At 71.0% G+C, this 15,428-nt stretch carries 12 protein-coding genes; 2 read left to right on the top strand and 10 right to left on the bottom strand.

The window, feature by feature from the left end; genetic code table 11:
* Positions 1-63: 63 nt before the first annotated feature.
* A complete protein-coding gene (locus tag ACH4SP_RS34525) occupies positions 64-1,380 on the bottom strand; it encodes an LCP family protein (RefSeq protein ID WP_398420967.1) in 1,317 nt (438 codons plus the stop codon).
* Between the two features lie 130 nt (positions 1,381-1,510).
* Between ACH4SP_RS34525 and ACH4SP_RS34520 the strand changes: the two genes are divergently transcribed.
* Together ACH4SP_RS34520 and ACH4SP_RS34515 are read left to right on the top strand one after the other, a co-directional pair.
* Complete coding sequence (locus ACH4SP_RS34520; RefSeq protein WP_398420965.1) at positions 1,511-2,434, top strand: phosphotransferase family protein; 924 nt, start codon at positions 1,511-1,513, stop codon at positions 2,432-2,434.
* Between the two features lie 622 nt (positions 2,435-3,056).
* On the top strand, positions 3,057-4,166 hold the full coding sequence (locus ACH4SP_RS34515) for a hypothetical protein (RefSeq protein WP_398420964.1): 1,110 nt from the start codon (positions 3,057-3,059) through the stop codon (positions 4,164-4,166).
* Positions 4,167-4,254: 88 nt separating this feature from the next.
* On the opposite strand, the gene ACH4SP_RS34510 is transcribed toward ACH4SP_RS34515, so the two are convergent.
* The 9 genes from ACH4SP_RS34510 to ACH4SP_RS34470 form a co-directional block, all read right to left on the bottom strand.
* The gene (locus ACH4SP_RS34510) at positions 4,255-5,832 is read right to left on the bottom strand and encodes a cytochrome P450 (protein ID WP_398420962.1); all 1,578 of its coding nucleotides are present in this window, start codon (positions 5,830-5,832) and stop codon (positions 4,255-4,257) included.
* Between the two features lie 44 nt (positions 5,833-5,876).
* Positions 5,877-6,491, bottom strand: a complete 615-nt coding sequence (locus ACH4SP_RS34505) for a GTP-binding protein (protein WP_398420960.1) — start codon at positions 6,489-6,491, stop codon at positions 5,877-5,879.
* Positions 6,472-6,867: a DUF742 domain-containing protein gene (locus ACH4SP_RS34500; RefSeq protein ID WP_398420958.1), complete on the bottom strand. Its 396-nt coding sequence runs from the start codon at positions 6,865-6,867 to the stop codon at positions 6,472-6,474. Before ACH4SP_RS34500 ends, ACH4SP_RS34505 begins: the two co-directional genes overlap by 20 nt.
* Positions 6,864-7,271 carry a roadblock/LC7 domain-containing protein gene (locus ACH4SP_RS34495; protein ID WP_398420957.1) on the bottom strand — a complete coding sequence of 136 codons (408 nt, stop codon included), beginning with the start codon at positions 7,269-7,271 and terminating at the stop codon, positions 6,864-6,866. Before ACH4SP_RS34495 ends, ACH4SP_RS34500 begins: the two co-directional genes overlap by 4 nt.
* Positions 7,268-8,956 (bottom strand): ATP-binding protein, encoded by a 1,689-nt coding sequence (locus tag ACH4SP_RS34490; protein ID WP_398420955.1) that lies wholly within the window; start codon positions 8,954-8,956, stop codon positions 7,268-7,270. The genes ACH4SP_RS34495 and ACH4SP_RS34490 overlap by 4 nt, the downstream gene beginning before the upstream one ends.
* Before the next feature lie 409 nt (positions 8,957-9,365).
* Positions 9,366-11,567, bottom strand: a complete 2,202-nt coding sequence (locus tag ACH4SP_RS34485) for an MGH1-like glycoside hydrolase domain-containing protein (protein WP_398420953.1) — start codon at positions 11,565-11,567, stop codon at positions 9,366-9,368.
* A 2-nt stretch (positions 11,568-11,569) separates the two neighbouring features.
* Positions 11,570-13,600: a beta-galactosidase gene (locus ACH4SP_RS34480; RefSeq protein ID WP_398420951.1), complete on the bottom strand. Its 2,031-nt coding sequence runs from the start codon at positions 13,598-13,600 to the stop codon at positions 11,570-11,572.
* The gene (locus ACH4SP_RS34475; RefSeq protein ID WP_398420949.1) at positions 13,597-14,484 is read right to left on the bottom strand and encodes a carbohydrate ABC transporter permease; all 888 of its coding nucleotides are present in this window, start codon (positions 14,482-14,484) and stop codon (positions 13,597-13,599) included. The genes ACH4SP_RS34480 and ACH4SP_RS34475 overlap by 4 nt, the downstream gene beginning before the upstream one ends.
* Positions 14,481-15,428: a carbohydrate ABC transporter permease gene (locus ACH4SP_RS34470; protein ID WP_398420947.1), complete on the bottom strand. Its 948-nt coding sequence runs from the start codon at positions 15,426-15,428 to the stop codon at positions 14,481-14,483. The genes ACH4SP_RS34475 and ACH4SP_RS34470 overlap by 4 nt, the downstream gene beginning before the upstream one ends.

Here is a 15,428-nt window from a genome sequence, read left to right as displayed (position 1 = left end):
TACCTGCCGACTCCCGCGACGACAAGGAAAGTTGGACCGGCGGATCCGCTCCCGCCCCGGCCCCTACCGGCAGCGCAGCTGCTCCCCGGTCATCGGCGCACCCTCCACCATGCTCCGGTCGTGCGTCACCTGGGTCACCCCCCGGCTTCCGGAACCCACCGTCACCCGGAAGGTGTGCCCGTGCCCCGTGACCGGCCGCAGCTGCGCGCCGGGCAGCGCGGCGGCCAGCGTCGATGCGTACCGCTCCCAGTAGGGGTCGTACGTGATCACTGTCGGGCCGTCCGCCCGGGTGGTCGGCGGCTGTTCCTTCGTCACGTCGAAGCCGTTGCGCCGCAGCGCCTCGGCCACGTCGGGGTCGTCCACCCGTACCGGAACCGTGCTCGGCGCCATCTCGACCGGCACCGCCTGCAGGGTGATCTCCGCGGCGAAGGACCGGTCCTCGCGCACCGCGGCGAACATCTTGGCGGCGCGCGCCTCGTCCCAGAGCAGCGACGAACCCCACTCCGGCACCCGATGGTCGAACGCCGACATCGGCACGGTCGTGAACTCCAGCTGTTCCGGGCGCAGTTCACGCATCGACCAGCCCAGCGAGAACAGCGTGGCGAGGTCGGTGCCGGTGTCCGTGCGCAGCTGCGGGAGCAGGGTGCGGGCCGTCTCGACCAGCGTCACCGGATTGCGGAAGGCATCCGTTGCGGACAGCCGCGTCAGCATGCCGAGCAGCAGCCGCTGCTGACGGCGCACCCGCCCCAGGTCACCGGGCGGGGAGACCTTGCGCGCCCGTGCGTAGCGCAGTGCCTGCGGTCCGTCGAGCAGATGGGTGCCGGGCGCGAGGCGCAGACCGGAGTTGCGGTCCGCCAGAGGCTGGTCGGTGCAGACCTGCGCGCCGCCGAGCCCGTCGACGGCCTCGGCGAAGCCGCTGAAGTCCGTCTCCAGATAGTGGTCGACCCGCAGCCCCGTCACCTGTTCCACGGTCCGCACCGCGAGGTCGGGGCCGCCGTGCTGATACGCCGCGTTGATCTTCCCGGAGTGCTGCGGGTGGTCGTGCGGTGCGAACGGCACATAGGAATCACGGGGGACGGACACCACGCTCATCCGCTTGCCGTCCTCGGCGAGGTGCACCAGCATCATCACGTCGGTGCAGTCGCACTCCTGGCCGCCGACGTGCAGCTGCTGGATCCGCTCCCGCGTCATCCCGCGGCGCCGGTCGATGCCGACGACCAGCAGGTTCGTCCCCGGTGCGGCCTCGGCCTCCGGGGACAGCGTGGCGGCGTGCTCGATGGTGTACGAGGCGGGGGCGTCCGCGGTCGCGGGGAAGGGACCGGCGGCGAGCGAGGCCACCAGCAGTACGGCGAGTGCGAGACGACGGCGGCTGGACAGCAAGGGAACCTCCGGGAGTCGGTCCGAAGCAACGCGCAAATACGGATTTAAGGCGCAAATCTATCGCGCAGCGTAGCGCAGCCCGCGGGGAAATCCGTTGCAGTCGGGATGATCATCGGTTTACTGTCCGCGCATGCTCCCCGAGGTGAACACCGACGAAGAGTGGGACGCCGTCGTCCCGGACGACGCGATCGTGCGGCCCGGCGCGGCGGACCTCTGCTCCCGTCTGGGGCTCGCCGGAGCACCCCTGACCCGCTACTCCGAGGGCTCGCAGCCGGTCTACGCCGTCGGCGCCGACCACGTCCTCAAGCTGTACCCGGGCGCCGCCGCGGCGGACGGCGTCCGGGAGGGCCACGTCCTCGGCCACCTCGCGGGCCGGCTCCCGCTGCGGACCCCCGAGGTGCACGGCATCGGCACGTACGCCCACGGCTGGCGGTACGTCCTGATGTCCCGGCTCCCCGGCGAGGACCTGGCAGTCGCCTGGCCGCGCATCCCCGCCGCCGACCGGGCGCGCCTCGTGGCGGAGGCGGGCGAGGCACTCGCCGCGCTGCACGCGCTCGACCCCGCGCCGCTCGCCCCGCACCTCGGCCCGGGCGACTGGCAGGAGTTTCTGGCCCGGCAGCGGGCGGGCGCCGTCGAGCGGCAGCGCAGCCGCGGCCTCCCCGAGGAGTGGGTCGCGCGGATCCCCGCGTTCCTCGACACGGTCGCGCTGCCCGCCGGCCCCCGGCGCGTCCTGCTGCACACCGAGTTCATGCGCCAGCACCTCCTCGTCGACCCGCGGACCTGGCGGCTCACCGGACTCTTCGACTTCGAGCCCGCCATGATCGGCGACCCGGCCTACGACCTGGTCGCCGTCGGACTCTTCGTCACCCGCGGCGAGCCGGGCCTGATGGCCCGCTTCCAGAAGGCGTACGGACACGCCTTCGATCCGCGCCAACTCCTCGCGTACGCCCTGCTGCACGTCTACTCGAACTTCACCTGGTACTTCCGCGAGCTGCCCGCACCGGCCGAGCAGACGTGGGACTCCGTCGCCGAGGCGTGGTTCTCGGCCGGCTAGAAGTCCTCCGGTCGCGCTTGGACACGCCTTACGGGTGGGTGTCTTTGTTGACACTCGTACGGGGCTGAACCGGGGTCCCACGGAGTGGACGCACCCGCGGACACTTTCCACCGGATCCGAAACCATTCGAACGCGGCCGCGCGGGCGAAGGAGGATCAGGGCGGGCCCGCACAGCGTGCGGTGCGGCTGACGAACGGCGCAGGTGGCAGCGGTAAGGAGCGGGATATTTCGAACACCCGGCCCACAGCAAGGCTGTATTCGGCCAGAGCGGACATGCCCAGGAGCGCCTCTCGGGCGCGCGGACGCCATACGGCGCCGCACCCCGGGCCGGACGCCCCGGAACGGCCTGACCAGGCGGATTCACCCCCCACTGGGCCTCGATGGCAAGAGGTCTACGGGTAAAGATCCGCCTCGATGGCCCCGCCCGCCCCGCGCAGAACATTCACAGCGCGCGGACGGACCGAAATCCGCTCCGGTGGCGGGCCCGGACAACCGGCGCTCAAGTTGAGTCAGGTCGTGGGCAGTTGCATCGTTATTGACGATCGGACATGGGCATATAGGCCCCAGCACAGAGCAGAACACCGCACTGCACGTTGAAACCTGGACTCCAGGGGGATTTTCCATGACCGTTGCTTCGGAACACCGGCTGGTTCAACAGTTGCCCCACGCTCCCTTCTACTGCCCGGTGCCGCCTGCCGTGCACCCGGCGGCCGGGGTGCTGAACGAGCTGACCGTCGACTGGATGCTCCGACAGCACCTCGACGCCGATGCAGAGCAGCGACGGCGCCTCGCCCTCTGCGACTTCGGCGGACTCACCGCCGCGACCATGCCCTACGGCAGGCTCGCCCCGCTCGCCCTGATGGCGAAGTTCCACGCCGTACTGTTCTCGCTCGACGACGGCGTCTGCGACGAGGCCCGGCCCACCGCGGGCCAGCTGGCCCGGGAGACCGCCCGAATAATGCGTGCCGTCGAAGCGCCCGGCGTCCTGTCGGCCGGCGAGTCGCGACACACCGCGGCGCTGCGGGAACTCCGGCTCGAACTGGAGAGGTACGCCACGCCGCGCCAGTTGCGCCGCTGGGTCGACGCCATGCGCGTCTACACCTCGGGTCTCGTCTGGGAGGCGGAGTGCCGCCGCACTCCCGGCCAGCCCTCCCTCGACGACTACGTCACGCTGTGGATGCGGGCCATCGGCATGGCGCCCTCCACCGCGATGATGGAGATCGTCGCCGGATACTCGGTGCCCGACGAGGACATGGAGGACCCGCGGGTGCGGGCCCTCACCGAGATCACCTGGACCCTCGTCAGCTGGGACAACGACCTCTACTCGCGCAACAAGGAACTGCTGCGCGCCGACGACGACCTCAACCTCATCGACGTCCTCTGCCACGAACTGGGCTGCGGCCCCGAGCAGGCCCTGGCGCAGGCGGTCGCGATGCGCGACCGCGTCATGGTGCTGTTCCTGCGGCTGCGCGACCAGGTGCTGTGCGAGGGCGGCGCCGAACTGCGGCGTTACGTACACGACCTGGGGCAGTTCGTGCGCGGCCACCTCGACTGGGCGGCGCGCTGCCCGCGGTACTCGGTCCCGCTGCCCCCGGGCGCCGCCGCGAAGCCGGTGAGCTGGTGGAAGCACCGGGCGGCCGACTACAGCGGGGAGCCGCTGCCGCTGCCGACGATCGCCTGGTGGTGGGATCAGCTGGACTCCGGCACCACCACCCTGCGACACGCCGCCTGAGCGCACCGCGGGGCGGCCCGACACGCCGCCCCGGCACGGCCTCCGGGGTTCGTTTCAACCAACCGCTCAACAACCGCTCAGCAGCCGCCTAGTAGCCGCGCCACCAGGTCGCCAGCCGACGCCACAGCCGTACCGGTGCCGAACCCCGCCGCTGGGCCGGGATCGCGGTCGCCGGAGGCGCGGTCGCGGGCGCCTGGGGCACAGGACCGGGCTGCGGTACGGAGGAGGAGGCCGCCGGTACGGGCCCGGCGGCGGCCGGAGCGGCCGCCGCCGCGGGCACCGCGGGCCCTGGCGTGCCGACCTGCCAGTCCTGGCGCGGCGCACCGCGCGGCGTCGGCATCGCGGGCCCGGTGATCTCCTGCGGCGGGCGCGGCGCGAACGACACCGGCAGTTCAATCAGATGACGGGACATCAGCGCACTGCGCCAGCGCAACTCGCTCTCCTCCACGGCGAGTTGAATGTCCGGCAGGCGCATCAGCAGCGCGTCGACCCCGGTGTCCGCGATGGCGCGCCCGATGTCCTGCCCCGGGCACTCGTGCGGCCCGCCGCTGAACGCGAGGTGGGCGCGGTTGCCCTGCATCGAGGCCGACGGGTCGGGGCGTACCACCGGGTCCACGTTGGCCGCGGCCATCCCGATGATCAGGGCGTCGCCCGCCTTGATCTTCTGGCCGCCGAGCTCGGAGTCCCCGGCCGCCCACCGGCCGAGGATGGTGGTGAACGGCGGCTCGTCCCACAGCGTCTGCTCGACCGCCTCCGGCAGCGTCATGTGCCCGCCGCTGAGCTGGGCGCGGAACCGCGGATCGGTGAGGACCATGCGCAGCACGTTGGCGATCAGGTTGGCCGTCGTCTCGTACGCGGCGATCAGCACCAGCCGCAGGTGCTGCGCGGCCTCGTCGTCGGAGAGCCCGGCCGGGTGGTGCACGAGCCAGGAGGCGAAGTCCTCCTCGGGCTCGGCCCTGCGCCGCACCACGAGGCGGGTCAGGGCCGCCATCACGTACTCGTTGCTGGCGATCGCGGTCTCGGTGCCCTTGATCATGTCGCGGGCGGCCTGCACCAGGCGCTCGTCGTACTCCTCGGGCATGCCGAGGATCTGGCACATCACCATCATCGGGAGGTGCTCGGCGAACGTGCTGACCAGGTCGGCGTGGCCGGCCTGACAGAAGTCGTTGACCAGCCGGTTACTGAACCGGTTGATGAAGCGGCGCACCCCCCGGTGGTCGATGCGGGCGATGGAGTCGGTGACCGCGCCGCGCTGGCGCTCGTGCTCGGCGCCGTCGGCGAACACGCAGATCGGCTGGTACGCGAAGACCGGCGCCAGGGGGTTGTGCATGGTGACGGTGCCGTCGTGCAGCAGCCGCCAGCGCCGCGAGTCCCGCGAGTACAGCGACGGCGTGCGCGTCATGTGCAGGTTCTCGCTGTGGCCCAGCACCAGCCAGGCGGGCACGTCCCCGTTGATCAGGACGGGGGCGACCGGACCGTGTTCGGCGCGCAGCTTCTCGTAGAGACCCATCGGGTCCTTCTCGTGCGCGGGCCCGTACAGCCGGCGCAGCCCGCCGGGGCCGATCTCGCCGATCTCGGCGCCCCGCGGGGCCCCGAGGCCGTTGCCCACGGCGTGGGCGGGGCATTCGGGGGGCGGGACGGGGGAGGGGTCGAAGGGGGAAGTCACGGCAACTCCTGGAAGGAAAGGGGAAGTCGGGGGTGTGGGGCGGCTCAGGACCGCTGCAGGGCGAGCGAGTGCAGATAGTGCATGAGCGTCATCAGCACGTCGCGGCTGGACGCCCGCTGCCGGGCGTCGCAGTGCACCATCGGCACCTCGTCGGGCAGGTCCAGCGCGTGCCGCAGGGCCTCCATCGGGTGGCCAGGGGCGTCCGGGAAGGTGTTCACGGCGACCACGAAGGGCACCCCGCGCTCCTCAAGGCGCCCGATCACGTCGAAGCTGACCTCCAGACGGCGGGTGTCCACGAGGACGACCGCACCGAGGGCGCCCTCGAACAGCCCGTTCCACAGGAACCAGAAGCGCTCCTGGCCCGGTGTGCCGAACAGATAGAGGATCAGCTGCTCGCTGATGCTGATCCGGCCGAAGTCCATGGCGACGGTCGTGGCGGTCTTGCCCTCGATCCGCGAGTTGTCGTCCACGCCGATGCTGGCCTGGGTCATGGTCTCTTCGGTGGTCAGCGGGCGGATCTCGGAGACCGAGCCGACCATCGTGGTCTTCCCGACGCCGAAGCCGCCGACGATCACCACCTTGACCGCGGCGGTGGCCGTGCTCGGCAGTACGTCCTCGGTCCGGGGGCCCGTGATGGTGTCAGAGCCTTTGAAGTCCATGCATCACCGCTTCGAGAAGGGACCGGTCAGGGAGTACGGCGCGGACGATGGGCGCACGCGATTCGACCAGTTCGGTAGCGAGGAGGTCGGTCAGCAGCGAGGTGACCACGCTGAACGGGAGGCGCAGGTACGCGGAGATCTCCGCCACCGACAGCGGGGCCCGGCAGAGCCGCAGAATCGCGGCCTGCTCGGGCTGCACCGTGGGTGACGGGGTGGAACAGGCGACGACCATGGTGACCAGGTCGAGCGCGGCTCGCTCCCCGCCGTCAGGGCCGCCGGTGATCACGTACAGCCGTTCCGGATCCCCCTTCGCCGACTCGCTGTCGGGGGAGGGGGCGGGCAGCTTCTCGCGGCGTTCGCGGCGGGGGTGTTTCATCCGCTGTGCCCGTCGTGCCGGGGCGGACTGGTCAGGTGCGCTCCGATCCGTACGACCAGATCACGCATCCGGGCACCCACCAGGCCTGCGTCCACCGTCTCGTCGGCGAGCACCGCGAGATACGCGCCCGCGCCCGCCGCCATCAGGTAGAAGAATCCGCCGTCGACCTCGATCACGACCAGTCTCATCCGCCCGTCGCTGTCCGGGATTTCGGCGGCGACCGCCGCTGCCAGGCTCTGCAGCCCGGCACAGGCAGCCGCCAGCCGGTCGGCGACGTCGGGGTCGCCGCCGTGCCGGGCGATCCGCAGGCCGTCCGCCGAGAGGACCACGATCTGGTAGATCTGCGGCACTCCGGTGGCCAGGTCCTTGAGAATCCAGTCCAAATTGGCCCGCTGCTGGATCACTTCAGATCTCCTTTGTCCCACATGTCGTCGCCTGTGTGGCCGGCCTGTTGCGAGGGCGGGCCGTCCGCCTCGGCCGGCGGATCCAGCGGCACTCCGTTGGCCGCCTTGGTGAATGCTTCGAGCCAGATGCCCGGCTCGGGTTCTTCCTTGACCGGCTGACCGGCCGCCGCGGCCTCGGCCGCGGCTGCTGCTGCCGCCTCGGCGGCCGCCTGGCGCTCCTGCGCCGGAAGGTTGTGGGAACCGAGCGGCGCACGGCCGCGGCTGCGGCGCTGCGGCAGCCCGTTCTCGGTCCATTCCGTGACCACGGGGACGTCATCCTCCATGGCCGACCTCGGTAGGGAGACCGGGCCCGGCACGGGCGTCGAGGTCGGCGTCGGGGTCGCCGCCGGGGGTTTCGGCGCGGCCGGGCGGGGCTTGCGCTGCGGCACCCGGGCCTCCTCGGGGGACATTCCCTGGCTCACTCCGCCGCGCGGCACGGCGGATGCGCCGATGCCGTGGGCGATGCCGGGGGCGGGGCCGGTGGTGACGATGTCGCGCGGCACGATCAGGACCGCCCGGACACCGCCGTACGCGGACTGCCGCAGCGACACCTGAAGGTTGTACATCTGGGACAGCCGTCCGACGACGGCCATGCCCAGACGGGGGGTGTCGCCGAGCGCGTTGAGGTCGATGCCGGCCTGGGCCTGCGCGAGCATGTTCTCGGCCCGGCCGCGCGCCTCCTCGCTGAGGCTGACGCCGCCGTCCTCGATCTCGATGGCGATGCCGGTCTGCACCTCGACCGCGGTGACGTGCACCCGGGTCTGCGGCGGCGAGTAGCGGGTGGCGTTGTCGAGGAGTTCGGCACACGCGTGGATGAGCGGCTCGACGGCGGTGCCGATGATGGCGACCTTGGCGATCGAGTGCAGATCGACGCGCCGGTACTCCAGGATCCGCGACATGGCGCCGCGCAGCACGCTGAACAGCGGTACGGGACGCGGCCATTGACGGGACGGGCGGGCGCCGCCGAGCACCGAGATGGAGTCGGCGAGCCGGCCGATCAGGGCCGTGCCGTGGTCGATCCGCAGCAGGTCGTCGAAGACCTCCGGGTTGCGCCCGTGGTCCTCCTCCATCTGCCGCAGCTCACTGGCCTGCTGGTGGACGATGGCCTGCACCCGGCGGGCGATGTTGACGAACGCGCGCTGCGCGGACTCGCGTCGGGCCTCTTCGAGGTCGATGATGTCGAGCACCGTACGGAGCAACTCGCGCTGTGCGTACGGCAGATCGCGGTAGCGCTCGTCGGCGTCGACGACGTCCCGGATCACCTCGGCGGGCGATTCGCCCGACCGCAGCCGCTGGATCGCGGCCGGCATCAGTTCCTTGGCCAGCCGCACCGTCTCGTCGTCGTGCTCGGCGAGCCGCCGCTCCAGCGAGGCGGTCCGCCGGGCGTGCTCCGCCTTCGCGCGGGTCAACAGCCGTCCACGGCGCGCGATTTCGGCGGCCAGTACGGCGACGACGGCGGTCGCCGCGGCGCCTGCCCAGACGACGGGTATCCGGGCGGAGTCGCTGACGGCGAACGCGGCGGCTGCTGTCGCCGCGACCGTCAGGACGACGGCCAGGGCGACCGGCCGCGCGAGGGGGGGATCCTGCTGAGGTGCCTGTCGTGCCTGGTGTGCTGCCTGACGTGGGGGGGAATCAACCCGAACCATGGAGAGCCTCTGGCGGTAATTGGGGGACGTATTCAAACAAGTGCGACCTAGGGGAACAAGTGGATGAATTCACATCAACTCGGCTTGTTGGGCAGCGAGCTTAGCCCGATGGGATCAGTGCGTCGGCCGGTTCCTTCAACCCCCTGCACCGATCGTCGTCCCAGGCATACACTCACCGACTTTGTACGTTCGGCGCTCGGTTGTGCACGACGAGTCACCGGATGGAAGGAATATGCCGCAAGCGCAGGACAGTGACCGGCGGGGATTGATAACGCGGACCCTTCGGCCCGTCCACGACAGACCCGTCGGCCCGACCACGACCAACCCGTCGGCCCGACCACGCGAACCGGCCTGCCCGCCCAGAAGGGCGAACAGGCCGGAGAAGGAGGGCTGTTGAGGGGCGGGTCGGCTACTCTCCCCGCGTCAGCATCGGCAGCAGGAGCGCCGCCGACCAGCTGAAGTTGGGGGAGTTCAAGGGCGCCCCGGTCGTCGGGTCGTAGTTCTCCATGACCGGACCGTTGCCGCTCAGACCGCCCGCGTTCGTGAGGAGCCGGCCGGTCAGCGCGTCCGCGTCCCGGCCGTACCCGTACCGCCGCAGCCCGCCCTGCGCGAAGTACGCCTGGTCGAGCCAGACCGGACCCCGCCAGTACCGGGTCGGCGCGAAGTACGGCGAACTCTTCGCCACCGTCGGGAACGGCACTCTCGTCCCGAACTCCGCCGGGTCGGTCAGCTTCCCGCGCACCGCCCTCGCCTGCGCCTTCGACGCCGATCCGCTCCACAGCGGGAGCGCACCCTCGATGCCCCGCCCGCGCGCGGTCAACAGCCCGGGACCGCCCAGTGCCTTGTCGTAGAACCACCCCGAAGCCGGGTCGTACATCTGCTCCCGCACGGCGGTGTGCGTCGCCCGGGACCTGTCGCCCCACCGCTTCGCCTCGCCGCGCTTGCCGAGCACGCCCGCGATCCTCGCCAAGTACCCCTGGTCAGCAGCCAGATAGGCGTTCAGATCGACCGACTCCTGGTTGACGGAGTAGCCCACCACCTTCCCGTCGGGGCCGGTGTTGGGGAGGACGCCCGTCCCCAGCTCCTTGTCGAAGCGCGGCGCGTTGTCCATGCCGCTCTCCCAAGCAGCCGCGAGCCGCTGGTCCTCGGGCGTCGCGTTCAGCGGGTCGACGGTCGCCCCGTACTCGGCGAGGCCGTTTCGGTCGTGGTCCCGGTTGCGGTACCACCACGCCTGGTACGCCGTCAGCTTCGGGTACATCTCGCGCAGGAACCGGATGTCCCCCGACCTGGTGAACACCTCCCACACCGACCAGGCGGCCAGCGGCGGCTTCGAGTTGCGCTCGTTCCAGTTGCCGCCGCCCTGCGACGTGTCGTTGTAGAAGACCGCGTCCGGGATCATCCCGGCGTCCTGCGGGCGCACCGCCGAGTCCGCCCGTATCTGGTGGTCGAACATCGCCCGGATCTGCTCCTGGGCCAGCGCCGGCTCGAAGCGGGCCGTGCCGACCGCCTGCTTCCAGGTGTCCCAGGACCACACCCCGCCGGTGAACCACTTGTACGAGAGGGAGGGCGTGATGCCGTCGTGCTCGATCCTCCCCGCCGCACCGCGCCAGTTGGTGACCAGCGTTTCGAGTGACTTCACGGCCGTGCGCCGCTGCCCCGCGGGCACCCCGCGCGTCACCGAGTCGACATAACGATGCCACCGGGCGTTCCCGGCACCTGCCGCGGCCGCCGGCCGGGCGAGCGCGGAGCGCACCTCCGACGCCTCGCGGGAACGTTCCTGTGCGGTGAAGGTGTAGGACTCGGTCCAGTCGAACGAGTGGCTGCCGCCCGGCTTCAGGGTGACGGGAGCAGCCGCCTCGGTGCGGTACGTGTCCCCGTCGACGGTCGTGCGGACCGGCTCGCGGTGGGTGATCTCGAAGCGTTCGGTGCCGTCGGTGAGGTAGTCCCAGGTCTCGCGGACCTTCGCGAAGTCGACGCCCACGCCGCGCCCGGTCGCCCTCAGCGAGGGCGCGTCCTTCATCGGGGCCTCGGCCGGCCGCAGCAGCGAACCGGTCCAGCCCGCGCCGAGCGTACGGCTCTCCCGCCCGGTGTTGCGGACCTCGGCACGCACCAGCGCCGTGCGCCGCGAGGAGAAGCGGAGCTCCAGCGTCAGGCGCAGACCGCGCCCGAGATCGTACGACTGGAGCAGCCGGCCGGGCAGCGAGGTGAAGTGCGGCGCCCCGCCCGCCGCCAGGTCGAGTACCTTCCCCGACTCGGTCAGCCGGATCCGGCTGAAGGCCTTGCTCAGCCACCACGGGTACTCCTGCGCGATATACAGCGGACCGGTGAACCCGCCGTACGCGGCCCTGTCCCCGGCCTTCGGGAGCGCGTACGCGTGCCAGGCGCCCCGGTCCGCGAAGACGTTCACCGGGTTGTTGTCGTCGGCGTCGCCGGGGAGCGCGACGGTGGGGGAGCCGTGCCGGTCCAGCATGTCGGCGTAGTTGTTGATGTGCGCCGCGTCGGTGCGGTCGGCCGGTCTGGGGAGGGCGGACGAGGCGGGGACCGCGGTGACTCCGGCGAGGAGCGTGCCGGAGAGCAGGGCCACCGCCAGAGTGCGGGAACGAGATTTCATGATCACCTATCTGTGGTGGACGCAGAGGTTCGGACGACGGCCGCGCCGAGCGGACCGAGCCGGACCCGGCTGTGCACCTGCTCACCCGTCAGCAGGTCGGTGCCGGGCAGTGCCGGGGTTTCGGTCTCCTGACCGGTGTGGTTGAGGAGGAAGAGGTACGGGCCGCGCAGCACGGCCTCGACCCCGGCGGGCACCGGTCCGTCGAGCACCGGCAGCACCTCCGCCTCGGTCAGTGCCCTGTCCAGCACGGCGGCGATGCCCGCACCGAGGTGGCAGCTCACGTACCGGGCGCTGCCCCTTCCGTACGTGTGGCGGGTGACGGCGGGCCGTCCGGCCAGTACCCCCGAGGTGTACGAGGCGAGGGTGACCGCCCCCTCGGGCACCAGCCACTCGCTCCACAGCGTGGCCTCGGCGTCCGCCGCGCCCAGTGCCGACTCCCCGACCTGCACCCACTCCCCGACCCGCACCGACTCCCCGTCCGGCACCGGCCAGAACTCGTCGACGACCACCCCGAGCACCTGCCGCAGCGGTCCTGGCGCGCCCCCGTCGTGCAGGTGGTCGTGCTCGTCGACGACCCCGGTGAACGGCCCGCACACCAGGTGCCCGCCCCCGTGCACGTACGCCGCGATCCGCTCGGCGTGCTCGGTGCGCAGCAGATAGAGGTTCGGGGCCAGGACCAGCCGGTACGGGGCGAGCTCGGCGTGCGGCGGTACGAAGTCCACGGTGACGCCGCGCGCGTGGAGGGCCTCGTACCAGGGACGGAGCAGATCCCGCCAGCGCATCCGCTCCGAGGGGTGGTCGGTGCCCTCCAGCGCCCACCAGGACTCCCAGTCCAGGACGATCGCCGCCCGCGCGCTGATCCGGGTGCCCGCCACCTCGGCGAGCCGTCCCAGCTCCGCCCCGAAGCGCACGGTCTCCTGCCAGCCGCGCGATGCGGTGCCCCGGTGCGGAAGCATCGCACTGTGGAACTTCTCCGCACCCGCCCTGGACTGCCGCCACTGGAAGTACATGATCCCGTCCGCACCCCTCGCGAGCGCCTGGAGCGACCAAAGGCGTTGCAGACCAGGGGGTTTGGGAACATTGACGGGCCGCCAGCTCACCGCCGAAGGGGCCTGCTCCAGCAGCAGCCATGGCTTTCCGCCCTTGAGGGAGCGCATCAGGTCGTAGTTCAGCGCGGCGCCGACGTACGACGTCGGGTCGGCCGGGTCGGGATACGCGTCGTCGGAGACGAGGTCCTCGTGCTCGGCCCACTCCCAGTAGTCGAGGGACTCCATCATCGACATGAAGTTGGTGGTGACGGGGACGTCGGGGGAGAGGCGGCGCAGGATCTCCCGCTCCTCGCGGTGCAGCCTCAGGAGCGCGTCCGAGCAGAACCGCCGCCAGTCGAGGACCTGCGTGGGATTCACCGGTCCCGGGGCGGTCCGGGGCGGCTCGATCTCCTCGAAGTTTCCGTAGCGCTGGGACCAGAAGGCGGTGCCCCAGGCGTGGTTGAGGGCTTCGACCGTGGCGTAGCGCTTCCTGAGCCACTTGCGGAAGTGCGCGGCCGACTCCGGGCAGAAGCACTCGGTGATGTGGTCGCCGTACTCGTTGTGGATGTGCCAGAGGGCGAGCGCGGGGTGCTTGCCGTACCGCTCGGCGAGTCTGCGGACCAGCTTGTCCACGGCCGCGGCGTAGGTGTCCGACGACGGGCAGTAGTGCTGACGGGAGCCGAATTCGAGACGCACGCCGTCGGCGGTGACCGGCAGCCCGTACGAGTGGGAGCGCACCAGCCAGGCGGGCGGCGAGGCGGTCGCCGTGGCCAGGTCCACGGCGATGCCGTGCGCGGCGAAGAGGTCCATCAGCCGGTCGAGCCAGCCGAAGTCCCAGGTGTGGGGGGAGGGGTGGAGCTTCGCCCACGAGAAGACCCCGACCGTCACCATGGTGACCCCGGCCTCCCGCATCAGTTTCGCGTCCTCGGCCCACACCTCCTCGGGCCACTGCTCGGGGTTGTAGTCCCCGCCGTACTGGATGCCCGCGGGGAAGGGGCGGGTCACTGCTTCACCGCCCCGCCGAGCAGGCCGGACACGAACTGTCGCTGGAAGCACAGGAAGAGGATCATGAGCGGCAGCGTAGCGAGCAGTGAGCCGAGCATCAGCCCGGAATGGTCGACACGGGAGAGCCCCGTCAGGGTGTTGAGCGCCACGGGCACGGTGTACTTGTCCTCCGAGTTCAGCATGAGCAGCGGCCAGATGAAACTGTTCCAGGCGCTCATGAAGGTGAAGATGACCAGCGCCCCCAACTGCGGCCGCACACAGGGCAGTACGACCGTGTAGAAGGTGCGCAGTTCGCTCGAACCGTCGATCCGCGCCGATTCGAGAAGCTCGTCGGGGAAGTCCAGGAAGCCCTGCCGCATCAGCAGGATCCCGAAGGAGCTGGCCAGGAACGGCAGGATCACCGCCTGGTACGAGTTGACCCAGCCCAGGCTCGCCATCATCTGGAACAGCGGCACGAGCAGCACCTGGAACGGGATCATCATCGTCGCCAGGATCACCCCGAGCAGCAGCCCGCGCCCCCGGAACCGGAACTTCGCAAGACCGTATCCGCACATCGCGGAGATCAGGGCGCTCAGGGCGGTGTGCACCAGGGCGATCCCGATGCTGTTGAGCATGACCCGGCTGAAGCCGATGGTCTCCTCCAGCCGGGCCAGATTGTCGAGGAGCTGACCACCCGGCAGGAACGGCGGAGGAGAGCGGAAGAGCTCGGAAGTGGAGTGGGTGGACGCGATCGCCATCCACACGAAAGGCACCAGGCTGATCGCCGCGCCGACCACCAGCACCAGCGCGACCGCGGCGCCCGCGAGCCGCCGAGCCGGGCTCTTGCGCACCGCAGGGCTCTTGTGCACCGCGGGGAGGTCCTTGTCGAGCGTGACCGTGCTCATCGGCGCTTCTCCCGTCCGAACAGGAAGTACTGGGCGAGGGACAGCAGCGCGATGATCACCACGACCGCCCAGGCGATCGCCGCCGCGTAGCCGAAGTCGAGCTGCTCGAAGCCGGTCCGGTAGAGGTAGACGACGGGGGAGAGGGTCGCGTTGTCGGGCCCGCCACGGGTCAACACGTAGTTCTCGTCGAAGAGTTGGAGCGTTCCGATGGTGGAGGTGACCGCACAGAAGAGGATCACGGGACGCAGCTGCGGGACGATCACCCTGCGGTACGTGGTGAAGGTCCCCGCGCCGTCCAGCGAGGCCGCCTCGTACTGTTCCTTGCCGATCGACTGGAGCCCGGCGAGCAGGATCACCGCGTTGTACCCGGCCCAGCGCCAGGTCAGCGAGGCGATCAGGGAGATCCGGGCCCAGGCCGGGTCGTTGAGCCAGTCGATCGGACCGAGCCCGAACACGGACAGGAACTGGTTGGCCAGCCCGCCGTCCGTCTTCAGCAGCACCTGGAAGACGACGGCGTACGCGACGAGCGTGGTGACGGCGGGCAGGAAGTAGATCGCCCGCCAGGTCCCCCGGAACCGCAGCCAGGACTGGTTGAGCAGCCCCGCCAGGAGCAGCGCGAGCGCGACCATGAGCGGGACCTGGACGACGAGGACGAGCCCGACGTTGAGCAGGGACTCCAGGAACGCCGGGTCCTGGAGCATCCGTCGGTACTGCTGGAACCCCACCCAGACCGGGACGCCGTCGCTTTCGGCGGTGAAGCTCGTCCAGAGGCTCGCGCCCAGCGGGTACGCGAAGAAGAGGGCGAACAGGACGGCGGCCGGGCCCGCGAACAGCCAGGGGACGACCCGGTGGCGGCTTCGGTGGCGGACGACCCCTTTCGACGGCGGTGGCTGACCGGCGGAAGCGGCGGAAGCGGCGGCAGGTGTGCGCGTGGGTGCGGCCAT

It is taken from the genome of Streptomyces sp. NPDC021093 (assembly GCF_044333135.1).
GTDB lineage: Bacteria > Actinomycetota > Actinomycetes > Streptomycetales > Streptomycetaceae > Streptomyces.
Note: the sequence above shows the minus strand (reverse complement) of the source record. Positions and strands in the feature narration are given on the sequence as shown.

Excerpts from the sequence above, each read along its gene's own strand:
- ACH4SP_RS34520 (WP_398420965.1), top strand. The coding sequence starts at position 1,511 with ATGCTCCCCGAGGTGAACACCGACGAAGAGTGGGACGCCGTCGTCCCG.
- ACH4SP_RS34515 (WP_398420964.1), top strand. The coding sequence starts at position 3,057 with ATGACCGTTGCTTCGGAACACCGGCTGGTTCAACAGTTGCCCCACGCT.
- ACH4SP_RS34505 (WP_398420960.1), bottom strand. The coding sequence starts at position 6,491 with ATGGACTTCAAAGGCTCTGACACCATCACGGGCCCCCGGACCGAGGAC.
- ACH4SP_RS34500 (WP_398420958.1), bottom strand. The coding sequence starts at position 6,867 with ATGAAACACCCCCGCCGCGAACGCCGCGAGAAGCTGCCCGCCCCCTCC.
- ACH4SP_RS34490 (WP_398420955.1), bottom strand. The coding sequence starts at position 8,956 with ATGGTTCGGGTTGATTCCCCCCCACGTCAGGCAGCACACCAGGCACGA.
- ACH4SP_RS34485 (WP_398420953.1), bottom strand. The coding sequence starts at position 11,567 with ATGAAATCTCGTTCCCGCACTCTGGCGGTGGCCCTGCTCTCCGGCACG.
- ACH4SP_RS34475 (WP_398420949.1), bottom strand. The coding sequence starts at position 14,484 with ATGAGCACGGTCACGCTCGACAAGGACCTCCCCGCGGTGCACAAGAGC.
- ACH4SP_RS34470 (WP_398420947.1), bottom strand. The coding sequence starts at position 15,428 with ATGGCCGCACCCACGCGCACACCTGCCGCCGCTTCCGCCGCTTCCGCC.